General features: G+C 45.8%; 18 protein-coding genes. 5 read left to right on the top strand and 13 right to left on the bottom strand.

The features are described 5' to 3' along the window. Nucleotides 1–67: 67 nt before the first annotated feature. Nucleotides 68–3,619, bottom strand: coding sequence for a methionine synthase (metH, locus tag QUA70_RS00270; protein WP_333325503.1), 3,552 nt, complete (start codon nt 3,617–3,619; stop codon nt 68–70). Nucleotides 3,620–3,665: 46 nt separating this feature from the next. Between metH and QUA70_RS00265 the strand changes: the two genes are divergently transcribed. The 3 genes from QUA70_RS00265 to QUA70_RS00255 all read left to right on the top strand — a co-directional run bounded on the left by QUA70_RS00265 (nt 3,666) and on the right by QUA70_RS00255 (nt 4,999). Then, nucleotides 3,666–3,836: a hypothetical protein gene (locus QUA70_RS00265; RefSeq protein WP_333325505.1), complete on the top strand. Its 171-nt coding sequence runs from the start codon at nt 3,666–3,668 to the stop codon at nt 3,834–3,836. Continuing rightward, the gene (locus QUA70_RS00260) at nt 3,802–4,035 is read left to right on the top strand and encodes a hypothetical protein (protein ID WP_333325508.1); all 234 of its coding nucleotides are present in this window, start codon (nt 3,802–3,804) and stop codon (nt 4,033–4,035) included. Before QUA70_RS00265 ends, QUA70_RS00260 begins: the two co-directional genes overlap by 35 nt. A gap of 340 nt (nt 4,036–4,375) precedes the next feature. Next, the gene (locus tag QUA70_RS00255; RefSeq protein ID WP_333325510.1) at nt 4,376–4,999 is read left to right on the top strand and encodes a type I restriction endonuclease; all 624 of its coding nucleotides are present in this window, start codon (nt 4,376–4,378) and stop codon (nt 4,997–4,999) included. Between the two features lie 162 nt (nt 5,000–5,161). Here QUA70_RS00255 and QUA70_RS00250 read toward each other — a convergent pair whose 3' ends face one another. The 4 genes from QUA70_RS00250 to ispE form a co-directional block, all read right to left on the bottom strand. Then, on the bottom strand, nt 5,162–5,920 hold the full coding sequence (locus tag QUA70_RS00250; RefSeq protein WP_333325513.1) for a hypothetical protein: 759 nt from the start codon (nt 5,918–5,920) through the stop codon (nt 5,162–5,164). A 279-nt stretch (nt 5,921–6,199) separates the two neighbouring features. Then, a complete protein-coding gene (locus tag QUA70_RS00245) occupies nt 6,200–6,829 on the bottom strand; it encodes a DUF488 domain-containing protein (RefSeq protein ID WP_333325516.1) in 630 nt (209 codons plus the stop codon). A gap of 75 nt (nt 6,830–6,904) precedes the next feature. Beyond that, a complete protein-coding gene (locus QUA70_RS00240; RefSeq protein ID WP_333325519.1) occupies nt 6,905–7,258 on the bottom strand; it encodes a DUF3082 domain-containing protein in 354 nt (117 codons plus the stop codon). A 183-nt stretch (nt 7,259–7,441) separates the two neighbouring features. Then, entirely contained in the window at nt 7,442–8,419 is a 978-nt protein-coding gene (ispE, locus tag QUA70_RS00235) for a 4-(cytidine 5'-diphospho)-2-C-methyl-D-erythritol kinase (protein ID WP_333325521.1), read from the bottom strand. Between the two features lie 90 nt (nt 8,420–8,509). On the opposite strand from ispE, the gene QUA70_RS00230 reads away from it, so the two are divergent. Continuing rightward, the gene (locus QUA70_RS00230) at nt 8,510–10,036 is read left to right on the top strand and encodes an ATP-binding protein (protein WP_333325524.1); all 1,527 of its coding nucleotides are present in this window, start codon (nt 8,510–8,512) and stop codon (nt 10,034–10,036) included. Between the two features lie 126 nt (nt 10,037–10,162). Here QUA70_RS00230 and rsmA read toward each other — a convergent pair whose 3' ends face one another. Beyond that, a complete protein-coding gene (gene rsmA, locus QUA70_RS00225; RefSeq protein ID WP_333325526.1) occupies nt 10,163–10,984 on the bottom strand; it encodes a 16S rRNA (adenine(1518)-N(6)/adenine(1519)-N(6))-dimethyltransferase RsmA in 822 nt (273 codons plus the stop codon). A 378-nt stretch (nt 10,985–11,362) separates the two neighbouring features. Between rsmA and galK the strand changes: the two genes are divergently transcribed. Further along, complete coding sequence (gene galK / locus QUA70_RS00220; protein ID WP_333344687.1) at nt 11,363–12,442, top strand: galactokinase; 1,080 nt, start codon at nt 11,363–11,365, stop codon at nt 12,440–12,442. Here the strand turns inward: galK and QUA70_RS00215 are convergent. The 7 genes from QUA70_RS00215 to QUA70_RS00185 all read right to left on the bottom strand — a co-directional run bounded on the left by QUA70_RS00215 (nt 12,432) and on the right by QUA70_RS00185 (nt 15,460). Next, nucleotides 12,432–12,806 carry a signal peptidase I gene (locus QUA70_RS00215; protein WP_333344688.1) on the bottom strand — a complete coding sequence of 125 codons (375 nt, stop codon included), beginning with the start codon at nt 12,804–12,806 and terminating at the stop codon, nt 12,432–12,434. The two genes, galK and QUA70_RS00215, sit on opposite strands and share 11 nt — an antisense overlap. A gap of 55 nt (nt 12,807–12,861) precedes the next feature. Then, nucleotides 12,862–13,554 carry an SRPBCC family protein gene (locus tag QUA70_RS00210; RefSeq protein ID WP_333344690.1) on the bottom strand — a complete coding sequence of 231 codons (693 nt, stop codon included), beginning with the start codon at nt 13,552–13,554 and terminating at the stop codon, nt 12,862–12,864. A gap of 18 nt (nt 13,555–13,572) precedes the next feature. Further along, nucleotides 13,573–13,824 (bottom strand): hypothetical protein, encoded by a 252-nt coding sequence (locus tag QUA70_RS00205; protein ID WP_333344692.1) that lies wholly within the window; start codon nt 13,822–13,824, stop codon nt 13,573–13,575. Then, a complete protein-coding gene (locus QUA70_RS00200; protein WP_333344694.1) occupies nt 13,821–14,060 on the bottom strand; it encodes a hypothetical protein in 240 nt (79 codons plus the stop codon). Before QUA70_RS00200 ends, QUA70_RS00205 begins: the two co-directional genes overlap by 4 nt. A gap of 265 nt (nt 14,061–14,325) precedes the next feature. Continuing rightward, complete coding sequence (locus QUA70_RS00195) at nt 14,326–14,760, bottom strand: HNH endonuclease (protein ID WP_333344696.1); 435 nt, start codon at nt 14,758–14,760, stop codon at nt 14,326–14,328. Then, nucleotides 14,753–15,166 (bottom strand): hypothetical protein, encoded by a 414-nt coding sequence (locus QUA70_RS00190; protein WP_333344698.1) that lies wholly within the window; start codon nt 15,164–15,166, stop codon nt 14,753–14,755. The genes QUA70_RS00195 and QUA70_RS00190 overlap by 8 nt, the downstream gene beginning before the upstream one ends. 87 nt (nt 15,167–15,253) lie before the next feature. Next, complete coding sequence (locus tag QUA70_RS00185; RefSeq protein ID WP_333344700.1) at nt 15,254–15,460, bottom strand: hypothetical protein; 207 nt, start codon at nt 15,458–15,460, stop codon at nt 15,254–15,256. Nucleotides 15,461–15,579 lie beyond the last annotated feature (119 nt).

Genomic DNA, 15,579 nt, shown 5'->3' with positions numbered 1-15,579 from the left:
TTCTACCGGGGAACGAGTATAATAACGAGAAAAACGAGAGAAAGAAGTGCGAGGCGCACCCTATAAATTAAGCGCTGAAGTATTTGGCTGCTGGGTGATAGGTGATAATTGCGGTTGTTGATTGTTCCGGATACAGTTGTTCGCTTTCATCCATGTAGAGGTTGATACGATCGCACTTTAACAATTCCAGTTGCTTGTACTGATCCGCCATATTCGGACAAGCAGGATAGCCGAAACTGTACCGCGAACCGCGATATCTTTGCGCTAGCATATCGCGAATGTTGTCCGGTTCTTCGCTACCAAATCCCAATTCGCGACGAATTCGCGCGTGAGTCCATTCTGCTATTGCTTCCGCTGTCTGTACCGCTAACCCGTGAAAGTAGAGATAGTCGGTATATTGATTGTTAGCAAATAGCTTTTGCGCGTACTCTGTAGCAATTTCTCCCACTGTCGCTACTTGCATCGGAAATACATCGATTTTACCCGATTCTTTAGGCGCAAAGAAGTCGGCAATGCACAGCCGTCGCGCCGATTTTTGGCGGGGAAATGTCAATGTTGCAGCGGGTGTCGATACATCTTGCCCGCCATCCATGATTTCGGGCTGATACACATACAAAGAATTGCCTTCAGCTTGACAGGGAAAATACCCGTAAATGGCTTGGGGATGCAACAGCTTCTCAGTGATTATTTTGTGTTTCCATTCCTCCAATTTCGGATAAACTGTCTCAGCTAAGAAAGCGTCGTATTCTTCCCGCGATTGGTCTTTTGGCTTGCGGAACTGCCACTGACCGGCAACTAAGGCTTGCAAATCTAAGTGCCAGAAAATCTCTTCAAAGGGGATGTCTTCTCCCTGCAAGAGTTTCGTTCCCCAGAAAGGAGGATTCGGGCGATCGATATCTGCTGCAACTGCTTCGGATCGCCTGGTATCTATCACCACAGGAGTGTCTGCTTTCTTCGCATCTTCTACAGAAGTTTCTGCCGAAGTTTTAGCTTCTTTAACCGCCCCATTATCATGCCCTATTTCATCTAAAAATCCTTGCAAATCTTCCCATTTACCCGCCGATTTTGCTGGCATGAGTTTGTCCATAAAGTGCAAGTCGGAAAACGCATCTTTGCCATAAACGACTTTACCTTTGTAGGTATTTTGACAGTCTTCATGTACAAACTTGGGAGTCAAAGCTGCGCCGCCCAAAATTACCGGAACGGTAATTCCTTTCTGGTTAAAGACTTCCAGATTTTCTTTCATGAACGCGGTGGATTTTACCAACAAGCCACTCATGGCAATACAGTCGGCTTTGTGCTTTTCGTAGGCTTCGATGATATTGTCAACCGACTGTTTAATACCCAAGTTAATCACTCGGTAGCCGTTGTTTGATAGGATAATATCAACTAAGTTTTTGCCGATGTCGTGAACGTCGCCTTTGACAGTAGCGATGATGAATGTTCCTTTGGCGTTGTCGCCGGATTCGGACTTTTCCATGTACGGTTCTAAATAGGCAACTGCCGCTTTCATTGTTTCTGCTGACTGCAATACAAATGGCAGTTGCATTTGTCCAGAACCGAACAATTCTCCGACTACTTTCATCCCGTCTAATAGGAAAGTATTGATAATGTGGAGGGGCGGATAGGTTTCTAATGCTTTGGCGAGTTGGATGTCGATCCCAATGCGTTCGCCGTCGATGATGTGCTGCTTAAGACGTTCTTCTACCGGGAGGCTTGCGTCTTCTGTACGATCGCGCTTGGTAGTTTTGCCCGCAAACACCGTTGTCAGGTCGCCCAAGGGGTCGTAAACGCAAATATCGCCGTCAAACTCGCGTTCGTCGTAAATGAGTTTACGGCAGATTTCTTGGTGTTTGGGGTCGATTTTGGCCAGGGGCAAAATCTTATTAGCGCTGACAATTGCCGAGTCCATCCCCGCTTGCATTGCTTCGTGCAAAAACATGGAATTCAAAACTTGCCGCGCCGCCGGATTCAAACCGAAGGAAATGTTAGAAACTCCTAAAATTACGTGACATCCAGGCAATTCTTGGCGGATGCGACGGATGGATTCGATGGTAGCTTTGCCGTTTTTTCTGTCTTCTTCAATCCCGGTAGAAATTGGCAATGCTAGGGTGTCAAAGAAGATTTCCTCGGCGGGAATTCCGTAGGCGACGGCGGCGTTATAGGCGCGTTGGGCGATCGCAAATTTTTGGTCAGCAGTTCTGGCCATCCCGTCTTCGTCAATTGTCCCGATAACTATGCCCGCGCCGTATTTTTTCGCCAACTCCAAAACTTGATAAAAACGCGGTTCTCCGTCTTCGTAGTTAGTGGAATTCAACAAGCATTTGCCGCCCGCAACTTTTAAGCCGGCTTCCATCTTTTCCCATTCTGTGGAATCCAGCATTAAAGGGAGAGTGGCATTAGTCACAACGCGGGAAACTAATTCTTTCATGTCGCGCACGCCGTCGCGGCCGACATAATCAACGTTGACATCGAGAATGTGCGCGCCTTCTCGCACTTGTTCCCTGGCCATTGCTACTAAACCGTCCCAGTCTTCGGCGTTTAGCAAATCGCGGCATTTTTTGGAACCGCTGGCGTTGAGTCTTTCGCCGACAATTAAGAAGGAATTCTCTTGTTCGTAGGGTTGGGCGCTATAAATTGAGGCGGCGGATGGTTCCCAAGTAATTTCGCGGATTTTGGGTTTAAGAGTTTTGCCAATTTCTGATAGTTCGCGGATGTGATCGTAGCGGGTGCCGCAGCAGCCACCGATGACTTGCACGCCTAAGTCTTCGACAAAGCGCATCAAGGCCATTTTTAATTCTATTGGCGTGAGTTTGTAGTGCGCGTGACCGCCGATGTTTTCGGGTAAACCGGCGTTGGGAACGCAGGAAACGACGAAGGGCGAATGTTCGGAAAGGTATTTGACGTGTTCGGCCATGCGATCGGGCCCGGTGGCGCAGTTGAGGCCTAAAATGTCGATCGGGTACGGCTGCAAAATGGCTAGGGCGGCGCTAATGTCGGAACCGACTAACATTGTGCCGGTGGCTTCCATTGTGACTGATACCATTAACGGAATGCGCGCACCTTTTTTCTTAAATACTTCTTCAATGGCATTTAATGCTGATTTAATTTGCAGCACATCTTGACAAGTTTCGACAATAAATAAGTCAACGCCGCCGTCATAAAGTCCTTCTGCTTGTTCGGCAAAAGCGGCGGTGAGTGTGTCAAAATCGATGTGCCCTAATGTTGGCAATTTGGTGCCTGGCCCGATCGATCCTGCGACAAATCTAGGTTTTTCTGGCGTGGAAAATTCGGCGGCGATACCCTTGGCGAGTTCGGCGGCAGTTTTGTTGAGATAATATGCTTTGTCTGCCAAATCGTACTCGGCGAGAACGATGGAAGCCGCGCCAAAGGTGTCTGTTTCGATGACATCGGCCCCTGCTTCGAGGAATCCCCGGTGCACGTTGGCGACGGCTTCGGGTTTGGTGTGGACGAGATATTCGTTGCAGCCTTCGTATTCTTTGCCGCCGAAGTCTTCTGCGGTGAGGTTTTGGACTTGCAGGTTGGTTCCCATCGCGCCGTCGAAGACGATGATGGGGCGTGAGGGGTGGTGAAGTCGATCGAGGAATCTGCTATTCATAAGCGGTCAAAAAAACGCCGGTGCTATATATTTACAATTTTATCTATTGTGCAATATTGTCAACAATTATGTGACTGTTGGGGAACGACTAATTACTGAAGGATTTAATACTGCTGACAATAGTTCGATCGTACCTGTAATTTTACCGATCGCCCCGGATAATTGTCAAAATTCTGTTGTGGGTGAGGCTGCGGGGGGAAAAACGGGCGAGTTGTGAGGTATTTTTTCGCTTAACTGTTGAGGACTTTGGCGAAAATGCGATCGAAATAATTAAACGAGTGATGTTAAAGGGCGATCGAATTCTCTTACAGCAAGACGGGGAAGATATCGCCGCGATAATTTTGGAAGCAGAGTTTCACAAGCTAGATTATCTGATGGCAGAACTCCAACCGTCACAATTCTTTGCTGACGAATAAAAACATTATGAATATGAAGGAGGAATCTACTGCATTTACCCGGACTAACTTTTAGAAAATTTTGATAATATCTTAGCAGATGTCAATGAATTTGACGAATTATTTGGGTTATTGCTCACCGAAAAAATGGGAGAAAATGTTTATATTTGTATGCCTGTAGCTTTCCTCATGTCGGTAGATAGATTCTAGATACCGCACTACTTGATAAATGAGAAAAATTGGGTCTGATTATGCTAGGCTAATAGTGTTTTACATTGTTGGCTTGCATAAGCAAAAGAGAGGAATCGAAAGATGAACCTGCAAATTTATATAATTAAATAAAAAGCAAGGAGATAAAATCATGGTGGAAACAATTCAAGCCCAAAATGTCAAGAGGCGCGACTTAATAGAAAAGTTTAGATTGCAGCGCACTGACGATGCTCAGTTTTTTCGCGAGTGGCAAGACGATTTACCAGAACTGACAGACTTGGAAAAGCAAACTCTAGATGAAGTCAAGGGTGACTACATTCACTTGTCCGAGTATGAAATCTTAGAACCTGTCGTCAAGTTGGTTGTGCTTGCTCCCCTGCTAAGACTAGCAGGTTTTTATCGCGCTCCCTTTTACTTAAGTGCTGAAAAAGAGGTGATAATTGAATCTGAAGATGAGGGAACAATTGTCAGAGGACGGCTTGATTTACTGGTATTTACCCCAGATTTTTGGGTATTGGTAATTGAGGCAAAGAAGGCACAATACTCGCTAGAAGCCGGAATTCCGCAAGCTTTAGCATATATGCTGGGAAATCCTCATCCTGACAAACCTGCTTTGGGATTTGTCACAAATGGGATTGATTTTATTTTCCTGAAAGTGACAAATCAAGGAACACCTAAGTATGCGGAGTCGTATTCTTTCACGCTGCGGAGCGAGGATGGGTTGTACACTGTCCTGAAGGTGTTAAAGCGCTTTGCTCAATTATTCAGGGAATAGGTCTTTGTATTGCAAACAGTATTTAAGGGCGCTCTTATGGATTAAAAGCGATTCTATAGCAATCCTTGCAGGAGTCTTTGCCCAACCCCAACCCTCCCCGAACCCGCTGGGAGTCCGTAATAAATTCACCAATGATGCGAGGATTGCTATATAACTAAAGCATTAAGATTTCTTTCTCATTTTTCTGCTGGAAGGTCTTTTAGGCAGTCGTTTGATTTCACTTTCGCCTCCTTGAACATCTACTTTTTTGAGATTTTCTTCTACTTGTTCTATAATTTCTAAATCAACAATTTCAACATCGCCCCCGCTGATTTCTTCCTCTTCCTCAATCTCCTCCGAATTCTGTTGATTTGCGAGTAACTGCACCGCTAAGTCAGAAGCTTCAACCGACAACTCTTCGATTTTTTCATTAATTTCAACTTCTCCAATCTCTTGCTCAATTTCCGCCGCCACTAAATCTTCCTCGAAAGCCGGAAAATCATCAATTTCTTGACTAATTTCAGTTTCTCTGATTGGCTTTTCTACTAGCTGCATTGATAACTGCTGCTTTTCCCTTGACAATTCCTCAACCCTAGTCCCAAGCATTCTAATCTGTTCGTTGAGAACGCGAATTTCTCGGTTTTGCTGCTGAATCATTTCTTCGGCATCAGCAAGAGTTCGATTTCTCTCTAATATCACCTCATTTTTAGTTTCTAATTCCAAAGCGCTCATAGCCGCTTTGATTACATTATAAAAATGTGGCTTAGATACATCAACTTGTTTAGCATTATGGCGACTTTTTCCCAAAAGTCCAATCTTTTGTCCTTGCTTAACAGCCAAAACAAAACCTTGATGATTTTTTATTTTTAATTCTTTGACAAAATTAACTTGAACTAAACTGCAAATATATTTGTGACAGTCAAAATAAAATTCTGCTTTCATCAAAAAGCACCCCTTCCTGCTACAGTCCCGCAGAATTATAGCATGAACAGAGTTAAAACTCGAACAAAATTTATAAAAATAGGGTGGGCGCGGAGGGCTGTACCCTAATTTATAAATGTATGCGATGTCAAGAGTTGTTCAGGACTTATGCGAAAAATCGTTGGACGCGCTACTTCTAGCAGTAATGGGCGCATTGTACCCTAAAAAATTAGGTGTTGTGGGCAGGAATTTAAATATTTTGGGTTAGCAAAATTCGCCATCAGAGGCATATTTGATAAATTAATTAATTGTTTTTTTTCTGACATAAGCGATTTCCAATCCGTGACGATAATAAGCTGTTTTTAAATCTACTATTTCCTGTTTAACTTGAGGCTCTAATTCAAACAAGCTTAGCTGAATTGGCTCATTATTTTTTTTAACTTTGTTAAACTTGCTCAAAAGTCTTTCTTCTAAATGCTGGTGTGATTCTAAATAGCCATCTGAAAGAATGTGATTAATTTGTAAATTAAACTCTCTGACTTTGTGGCAAACTAAAATAGTGCGGTGACAAGTAATCGGGTCTTTTTCCGCACACATTAAACAGATTTTATAATTGGCTGCGCCTTTTAGCAACCGCTGAATTCCTGCGGAAAATAGAGGAGTTGCTGCTATGCGATCGTACAACGCTTTACCGCTAGTATCGTAACAGCTTAAATCCTCCGGCCTCGCGCCCAACTCTTGGCCTAAAAAAACATATTGAATGCCGACATTTGACAGAGAAGCTGTAATTTCGGATTTATTAAAATGAGGTAAATAGCGGCTAAAAGGATGCGATCGCACGTCCGCAACCGCCGTAATCCCGTGTTGTTGCAGCAGCAAAACAAACGCTTCAATACTCAGATTGGAGTGTCCGATCGTAAATAATTCCATTGCTTCGATCTTACTATGCAGTCTTTGCCTTGCGGAGGAGAGTTTGTGTAGCCCCATTGTTTCAACCTGTAGACTTCAACCTGTGGGTTTTTTCACGAACTTTTGAATCAAAAGTTGCAAAGCCAGCAGCATCAAACCCAAAGACGCAAAAGCAAAAACACCCGCACCCAAAGCCACAATTCCCATGACTAAAGTTCGCACAGCCCCCGCAATATTAATCGCCGTTACATTGTCAGAATGAATGGGCTTATTAGCAAAAGTTTGGACGATCGACAAAGTTAGCGCGTACAAAGCCGCCGCAAACCCGCCCGCGATCAGGGAACCAATCACGCACCGCAAAATCGTCGGCTGCGTCGAAGATGCAGAGGTTGCCTCTCCAGCCGAACTCAGAGGTTTAGAAGTAGAATTTGGATTAGTTAAATCAGTCATGGCGATTTTAGATTTTAGATTTTAGATTTTAGATTTCTGGTTAATTTACCAAAACTAAAATCGGTCTTGCATGACATATTATCAGTTCTTCGATCTCAATAGACTCTGCGAAAAGTTAGATTCATCTTGACCCTCGCCTGTTAGACAGGTTTTACGGCCGATCGCGATCGCACCATCTTCGAGTTACACCCTCGGAATCGGCGCTTTTACATCATTTTCCTCCGAAAAAATCCGAATCCCAGTATTGCTAAACTGTGCTACCCAAAAATCCAAATCGGGAGAAGCGATCGCACTCTTAACCCGTTCCAAAACCTGCTGAGCCTGCTCTGGAGACTCCGCCAGCGCAAACACCGTCGGCCCGGAACCCGACATCATCGTGCCCAAAACCCCCGCCGACTCAAAAGCCTCCCGCAACTGCAACACCTGCGGGTAAACGGGCAAAGCAACTTTTTCTAAATCGTTGTGCAGCAATTGACCAATTTTCGATCGATCTTTTTGGGCGATCGCCCCCACCATCGGGCCCGAATGCAGCCGTTGCCGGCGGCACTCCAAATCTGCCGCTGCACAATAGGAACTACTGAACTGCTGGCGATAAGTTTGATACGCCCATGCCGTAGAAATACTGAGATTGCGGTACTTCGCCAACACCACAGAAAAGCCACCCAAATCAGGCAGCGGCGACAGTTGATCTCCGCGACCAGTTGCCAAAGCCGTACCTCCAGCAATGCAAAAAGGCACATCCGAACCCAAGGTTCCCCCCAACTCTTGCAACTCCGACTGAGTAAGTCCCAATTGCCACAGCAAATCCATCCCCACTAAAACCGCAGCCGCATTGGCCGAACCGCCAGCAAGCCCCGCCGCCACTGGAATCTGCTTGTGAATGGCAATCTCGACTCCGCCGTATTTCGCCAAAGCATCGGGGAATTGCTTGGCCAACAAATCCGCCGCCCGGTAGGCCAGGTTATTCTTATCAGGAGGGACTTGCGGGTGATCGCAGCGCACGCGAATCGTGTCCGTACCGATCGCGCGCAAGTCAATTCGATCGGCTAAATCTATGCTTTGAAGTACCATCGCCAGTTCGTGGAATCCGTCGGGGCGATCGCCTATGATTTCCAAATACAGATTGATTTTTGCTGAAGCTAACAGAGAATATGAACGCATAGGTGATTAAGCCGCAGGTGAAAGAAACCCCTGGTTGCAATTAATTGACACCAGTCCGAGTCCATTTTCTCACAACTCAAAGGAAATATTATGCAGGAAATGTGGAAAACTTTTTTTAGTTCCGGGCCATTTATTCCTCACGGCCACTGCTATCTCTGGCATACCCCGTTAGTCTGGCTTCACCTTGCCTCAGATTCTATCATTGCACTCGCCTATTTTTCCATCCCGATTACATTGGTTTATTTTATTTCCAAACGCGAAGATTTGCCCTTTAATTGGATCTTTGCGATGTTTGGAGGCTTTATCGTCGCCTGCGGGATCACTCACATATTTGAAGTCTGGACGCTGTGGCATCCTATATATTGGCTTTCAGGAACAATGAAAGCAATTACTGCCATTATGTCATTTGCTACAGCCATACTTTTGGTAGACTTAATCCCTCAAGCCATAGCCCTTCCCAGTCCCGCACAGTTAGAATCCGCCAACCGACTCCTAGAAGCTGAAATTGTCGATCGCCAATTAGCCGAAGCTGCACTAAAAAAAGCTAAAGAAGAATTAGAAATTCGAGTTGAGGAACGCACCGCAGAGTTAAAGTCTCAAACTCAACATTTAGAAGTGGCAAACCGACTCCTAGCATCGGAAATTGTCGATCGCCAATTAGCCGAAGCTGCACTAAAAAAAGCTAAAGAAGAATTAGAAATCCGAGTTGAAGAACGCACCGCAGAGTTAAAGTCTCAAACTCAACAACTCGAACAAGCCTTGTCTGAATTGAAGCAGGCTCAATCAAAGCTAATTCATAGCGAAAAAATGTCATCTTTGGGGCAATTGGTCGCTGGGGTGGCTCATGAAATCAACAATCCGATTAACTTTATTTACGCGAATGTTACTCACGCTCGCGAGTATGCCGATAGTTTGCTAGAATTGGTGAATATCTATCAAGAGCAGTATCCGAATCCCCTACCCACACTTAAAGAAAAACTCCAGTCGGTAGATTTAGATTTTATTATCTATGACCTACCAAAAATATTAATTTCTATGAAAAACGGGGCCGAGCGCATTCTCGGTATTGTCAAGTCGCTGCGAGTTTTTTCGCGCCATGACGAAGCAGAAATGAAAGTAGCCGACATTCATGAAGGAATTGACAGCACACTGATGATTTTGCAAAGCAGATTGAATGCTAAGCCGGGTTTGGAGAAAATTCAAGTTATCAAAGAATATGGCAATTTACCCAGAATAAAGTGCTACCCCGGACAGCTAAATCAAGTGTTTATGAATATCCTGGCTAATGCTATTGATGCTTTAGAAGAGGACAGCCACAGCGAGTCGATTGCAGCCAATGAAGCTGATCGCCACCTCATCAAAATTTCTACTCAAATTTTAGAGAGTGAAGTCGTAGAAATCAGAATTAGCAACAACGGGCCAGAAATAACAGAATCGGCGAGGAACCAGTTATTTAATCCATTTTTTACCACTAAACCAGTAGGTAAAGGCACGGGATTGGGTTTATCGATTGGCTATCAAATTATCACAATAAGACATAAAGGCGAATTGCACTGTATTTCTGCACCGGGGAAAGGTGCAGAATTTATTATAAAAATTCCGATGAGCCTGCAATAAACCTTTAAGAATCCCCATAAAACCTAAATGCAACTGTTAGTAGTCACCGCGAAAAGTCCTGACTTAAAAAAACACCCATATCTCGGAATTATTTAATAATTTGGGTATCTAACACAATCCTGAACTTCAAACCTCGCACATAATATTATTACTCAAATTGACCCATTGAGCCACGCTTAAATCTTCAGCGCGAGATTGAGGATTTATCTGTAACTCTTCTAGCACTTGAACGAGTTTATCTAAATCCACAGCCCCTTTCAAATTATTTCGCAGCATCTTGCGCTTGCTACCAAATCCCAACTTAACTAAATTCTCCAAATAGCGCGGATTAACCGCCGCAGTTTCTATCTGTCTGGGAAGCAGCCGCACCACGGCAGAATCGACTTTTGGCGGCGGAAAAAAGTCTTTAGACGGTACATCGCAAATTAACTCGCATTCTGCTAAATACTGCACCCGCACTGACAGCGCGCCAAAAGCTGTCGAACCCGGTTTAGCGTAAAGCCTTTGGGCCACTTCTTTCTGCACTAACAGCACGATCGCATCGAAGGGTTTAGCCGCAGGAACAGAGATTGTTCCCAGCAGTTTTTGCAGAATCGGGCCGGTAATATTATAAGGGATATTGGCAACAACTTTATTGGGATTTTGGAATTTGGGAAAAGCCGTTAATTCAGCTTCTAAGTCCATTTCCAGGATGTCGCCTTGCAGCAATAAAAAATTGTCGGTTTTGCCCAGTTGTTTGGCTAGCTTGAGACACAAATCTCGATCGATCTCCACAGCAACAACAGACTCAGCCGCAGGCAGCAAACGCCGAGTCAAAATCCCCGTACCCGGCCCAATTTCCAGGACGCGATCGCGATCCAAAGAAGCTGCTTTCACAATCTTATCTAAGGCTTTCTCGCTTTTGAGCCAATGTTGAGCAAACTGTTTTCGGGGTCGGGTCGATCGCATTTTTTGAATTTTTGGAGAAATCTTAGCCTGTCATTCTATCACAGCTCAATATCTTTTACCAACCTACGGTGATGTTTATTTTTGTTAACAGGGGTTGAATTAACCAAAAAACTTGGGCACTATAATAAGGACAAACGATAAAAAATAAATTTATTTCTTCCCAATTACCAACAGCACAACACCTAAGTCACGGAGACAGGGATAGCAGTTTTTCCAAATAACCAATAACAAATATAGCAATTTTTGCAGGAGTCGTAAATTTTTTACCCCACCCCAACCCTCCCCTTGATAAGGGGAGGGAGTAAGAAATTTACAAATGATTTAGGATTGCTATAACCAATAACAAATAACCAACAACCAATTACCAATTCCCCAAAAATGAAATTCCAACGAGTATTTGGTACATTACCCAAAACCACAGCCAGCGCCCCCGGTCGAGTAAACCTGCTGGGCGAACACACAGACTACAACGATGGATTTGTACTTCCAACGGCGATTCCACAGCGCACAACAGTACAAATCGGCTTCAGCAGTGACGATCGACACCATTTTTATTCAGCAGAATATGACGAACTCATAAATTATTCCGACGACGATACAATACCGCAAAAATTCGTCAGTTATATCTGTGGCTGCCTCAGACTTTTAGAAAAAGAAGGATACAAAGTACCGCCAATAAATCTCTACATTACCTCGACTGTGCCGATCGGAGCCGGTTTGTCCAGCAGCGCCGCTTTAGAAATAGCCACCCTCAGAGGACTGCGCGCGCTGCTGAACCTCCCCCTAGACGACGTGCGGCTCGCTCAAATCGGACAGCAAGTCGAAATCCGGTATGCCGGCTTGAACTGTGGCATCATGGATCAAATGGCGTCGAGTTTAGCAGACACCAACACCATGCTATTTATTGACACCCGCAGCCTCGAATGCCGCCCCATACCTTTTCCCACAAACACAGAAATTTTAATAATTGACAGTGGCGAAAGCCACGAACTCGCAGCAGGAAGCGGATACAACCAGCGGCGCGCCGAGTGTGAGGAATCCGCGCGCATATTGGGAGTTAAAGCTCTCAGGGATATCGCCGACCCCCAAGCTGTCGAAGTATTGCCCGAACCCCTCAGAAAGCGAGCCCGGCACGTCGTTACTGAAAACAACCGCGTGCTCGAAGCGGTAAAATCTTTGCCAGCAGAGCGTTTTGGTGAGTTAATGAATGCTTCCCACGCCAGCCAGCGCGACGACTACGAAGTTTCGGTGCCGGCAGTAGACACGCTGGCGGCAATCTTGCAGTCAATCCCCGGAGTCTTCGGCGCAAGGCTGACGGGCGGAGGTTTTGGGGGTGCTTGCGTAGCGCTGGTGGAGAGTGGGAAAGCGGGTGCGATCGCATCCGAGGCGATCGATCGCTACCAGCGCGCAGGTTATAGCGGCCGCGTTTTAGTTCCCGAAGTTAAAGTTAATTCTTAACTCCAGAACTATCTCCCGACAGGGAAGGCCACCGCACAGTCACGATTACCGAATCCTCCTCGGCAGACCAATAATGAGGCACTCCCGGCAGCCAGAGAGCATAATCTCCTTCGCGAGACAGCAAGATTTCTTGCTCTGGAAATTGCAGGCGAAACCGCCCTTTTACCAGGATAGAAAGCGTCGTGGCTGCCGCATTTACCGCCCACTGAGTCCTACAATCTCCGGCGGGGTGAGTGCCCCATTTTACTTCTAAAACAGAAGTTGAGCGCGGGTCATCTTCAGGCGTCATAAAGTGACCCGCAAACCAACCGCCCCGACTTGCACCTTCAGCGCCCGCATTTCCGAAAACCACTTGAGATGACATCAGTTAATCCGGTAAACAACAAAGATGGTTAGATCGGGTGACACCATCTAACTTATTACTTGCGGCCCGAAGGTTGACCTTCCGTAGTCGCTATTTCCCCAGCTTCCATCAACTGCTTAAAGCGACGTAAATCATTGGCAATTTGCTGTTCGGGAGCTTCGCCAAATAGTTTAGCAGCCCCAGCACCAATTGCACCGCCCGGAGGGTTGTATTCGATGACAACTTTTACCTCTGTACCGCGTCCCGCTGGTGCCGGTTGAAAGCGCACAAAGCCAGAATTGTCAACATCAGATCCTTCAACAGACGCCCACGCAATTAAGCGATTTTCTTCTTCGCGGACAATCTCTGCATCCCATTCCACACTATTGCCCATCGGCGCGCTGGCAATCCAGTGAGAACGTGTTTGATCTATTACCGTAACGTGTTTGAGATGCTTCATAAACCGAGGTAAATTTTCAAAATTGCGCCATAAACGGTACAATTCATCCGCCGGTTTGTCGATCGTTACGGTCTTTTCAACTTTAATGCTTTGATTCGGATCTGCAGCCGACTGCAAGCCCTCCACAACCCCCAGCCCGCGAGCAGCTAAACCGCCGCCCGCAACCGCCAGCAAAGCACCTCTCAAAGAACGCTGCGACAAGCCAAAAAGCACCAGCGCCCCGCCACCAATTAAAGATGCCCAGCGTTCGGTATCGCCGCTGCTACTTTGGTTTTGTTTGTCGGAATTTGTCATTGAACTAGATTCCATTGGTTTAAACCTGGTAAATTAATAGCGGAAAATAGCAGCTAAAGGCGCCTCGGCCGGCACTTGTTCCGGCGGCATCGCGTAAACAGTTCCGCCGTTGAGAATAGTTTGAATTGCTGCCGCATTCAACAAATCTTCGTCGCCCAATTCTGCATCTGGGTGGATTTGCACCGCGTTCGTATCGGGATTAAAAGTACCCCACTGCTGAACGCCAAGAGCAACAAACAGTCGATCGACCCGTCCAAAATAAGCAGCCGAAACAGCTTCTTTCAAATCAGCAGAAATTTTATCGCTGCTTCTGTTCGGACTGGCTCTAGCAATTCCACCGCTTCTTTCTTATCAAATCCGTACTCTACTATTTTGTCTTCAGCCTCTCTGATTAAATTTTTGAACCGAATCGGATTTTGTTGAGTTTCTGTTCCTTGAGCGACTGGCATATAAATAGAGACGCACAACACAGCAGATTGTTGTACCAGCGCTTTGAGTCGCTCTACAGATATTAAGTTCACTGCTGAAACTCTTTTTCTAATAAGAGGTTGTGTAATGAAAACAACCGATTATTTAAAATGTATCTCTCCTGACGCGACTCCTGCGTCTGCCTAAAGTAATGATCGCCTGCTGTATATCCTTTCATCCCCGGACTAAAACGGGGGTTTAAAGCTCTTGTCGCTTTTACTGCCCGCGTCCTGGTGTGCAGTCTACAAAACCTAATGCTTCTGTGTCGAGAAAACTGGCGATCGCCATTTCGATCGCAACTGCGATCGGATAATTCAATTACGAATCATTGTGAGGTGGATGTAGAGCGATAGAATGCAGGACTCCTCGAAGATTGACTACTCCTTCTCGGTTGAGTTGCAGCCGATCGATGGTAGCGCGTCCAGTCGGTGTTAAACCCAACATTTGAGTCGAATCGCTGCTCCAAGTAAAGTGTTCGCTCCAGTTATCCTGTCGAGGATGATAAAGTGGCACAGAGCTACCTGTAACGGGGTCGATCGCCTCACTATGACTGTATTTGAAATTGTTGCACCCTTGACAAGCGATCGCCAGATTATCCAAATCACTGGTGCCACCTTTGGAGCGAGGGATAATGTGTTCAATGGAGAAGGGATCTGGAGAGAATTTAGCTTGACTGAGACAATACTCGCAGCAACCATTGGCGCGTTGTTTAATGAATTGTCGTTGGTGCTGTGTGAGGCGGGATTCAGACATAATCAACGATATCGGGTTGAGGATTGATGCCAAGGGTTTGCATCAGATCTGTCAGAGGTTGGTTGCGGAAGGTTGCAAGTTGAATTAAGGCTTGAATGCGGGCAACATTGAGTTGTTCAAGGCGATCGCTCATTTGGATCAGTTGCTTGTGTTCTTCGGGAGTCAGGGTTTCGGCATGACGCTTGGCGATGAGGGCATGGTATTCTTCCCAGGTTTGTGCACTAAAGCCGATGTTAATTTGTTGCAGCAAGTCGGCTTCAGTAGGTTGGGTGGTTGGAAGTCTAGGCTGGAGGCGTTCTTGCAGGGCGTTGAGGATGTAGCGATCGGGTTCAACGCCCTGTCGAGATGCTTCAGTGCGGATCTGCTGTTCGAGTTCGGGAGAGAGGTTGAGGGTGATGGTGGTCATGGTTATCTTGGCAGCAACATCTATTCATCATTTTAGCGATCGGGCTTTCACCTTATCAAAAACTTCATCGCCTGGGACTTCTCGATTTTACTGCCCGCCTCCTGGTTTGCAATCTACGAAACCTAATGCTTCTGTGTCGAGAAAATTGGCGATCGCCATTTCGATCACAGTTGCGATCGGATATTCAATTTCCGCAGCACGCGCAATTAGAGCCGCTTGAATTCCTTCTGACAAGCGTCCCAAAATAACTTCGGCATCAGCAGGAGAAAGTGGTTCTTGAAGTTTGGCTTGCATGGCATTCACCTGTCAGTTGGAATTTGATAGATACATTCAAGCCACTACCCAACTCGGATTTAGCGGTCTAACGTTGCCAATCACCCGCCGCAAATTACCTCAGACTGCCACCGACAGGA

This window comes from Microcoleus sp. LAD1_D5 (assembly GCF_036702115.1).
Classification (GTDB): domain Bacteria; phylum Cyanobacteriota; class Cyanobacteriia; order Cyanobacteriales; family Microcoleaceae; genus Microcoleus.
This window is presented reverse-complemented; position numbering and strand designations above follow the sequence as displayed.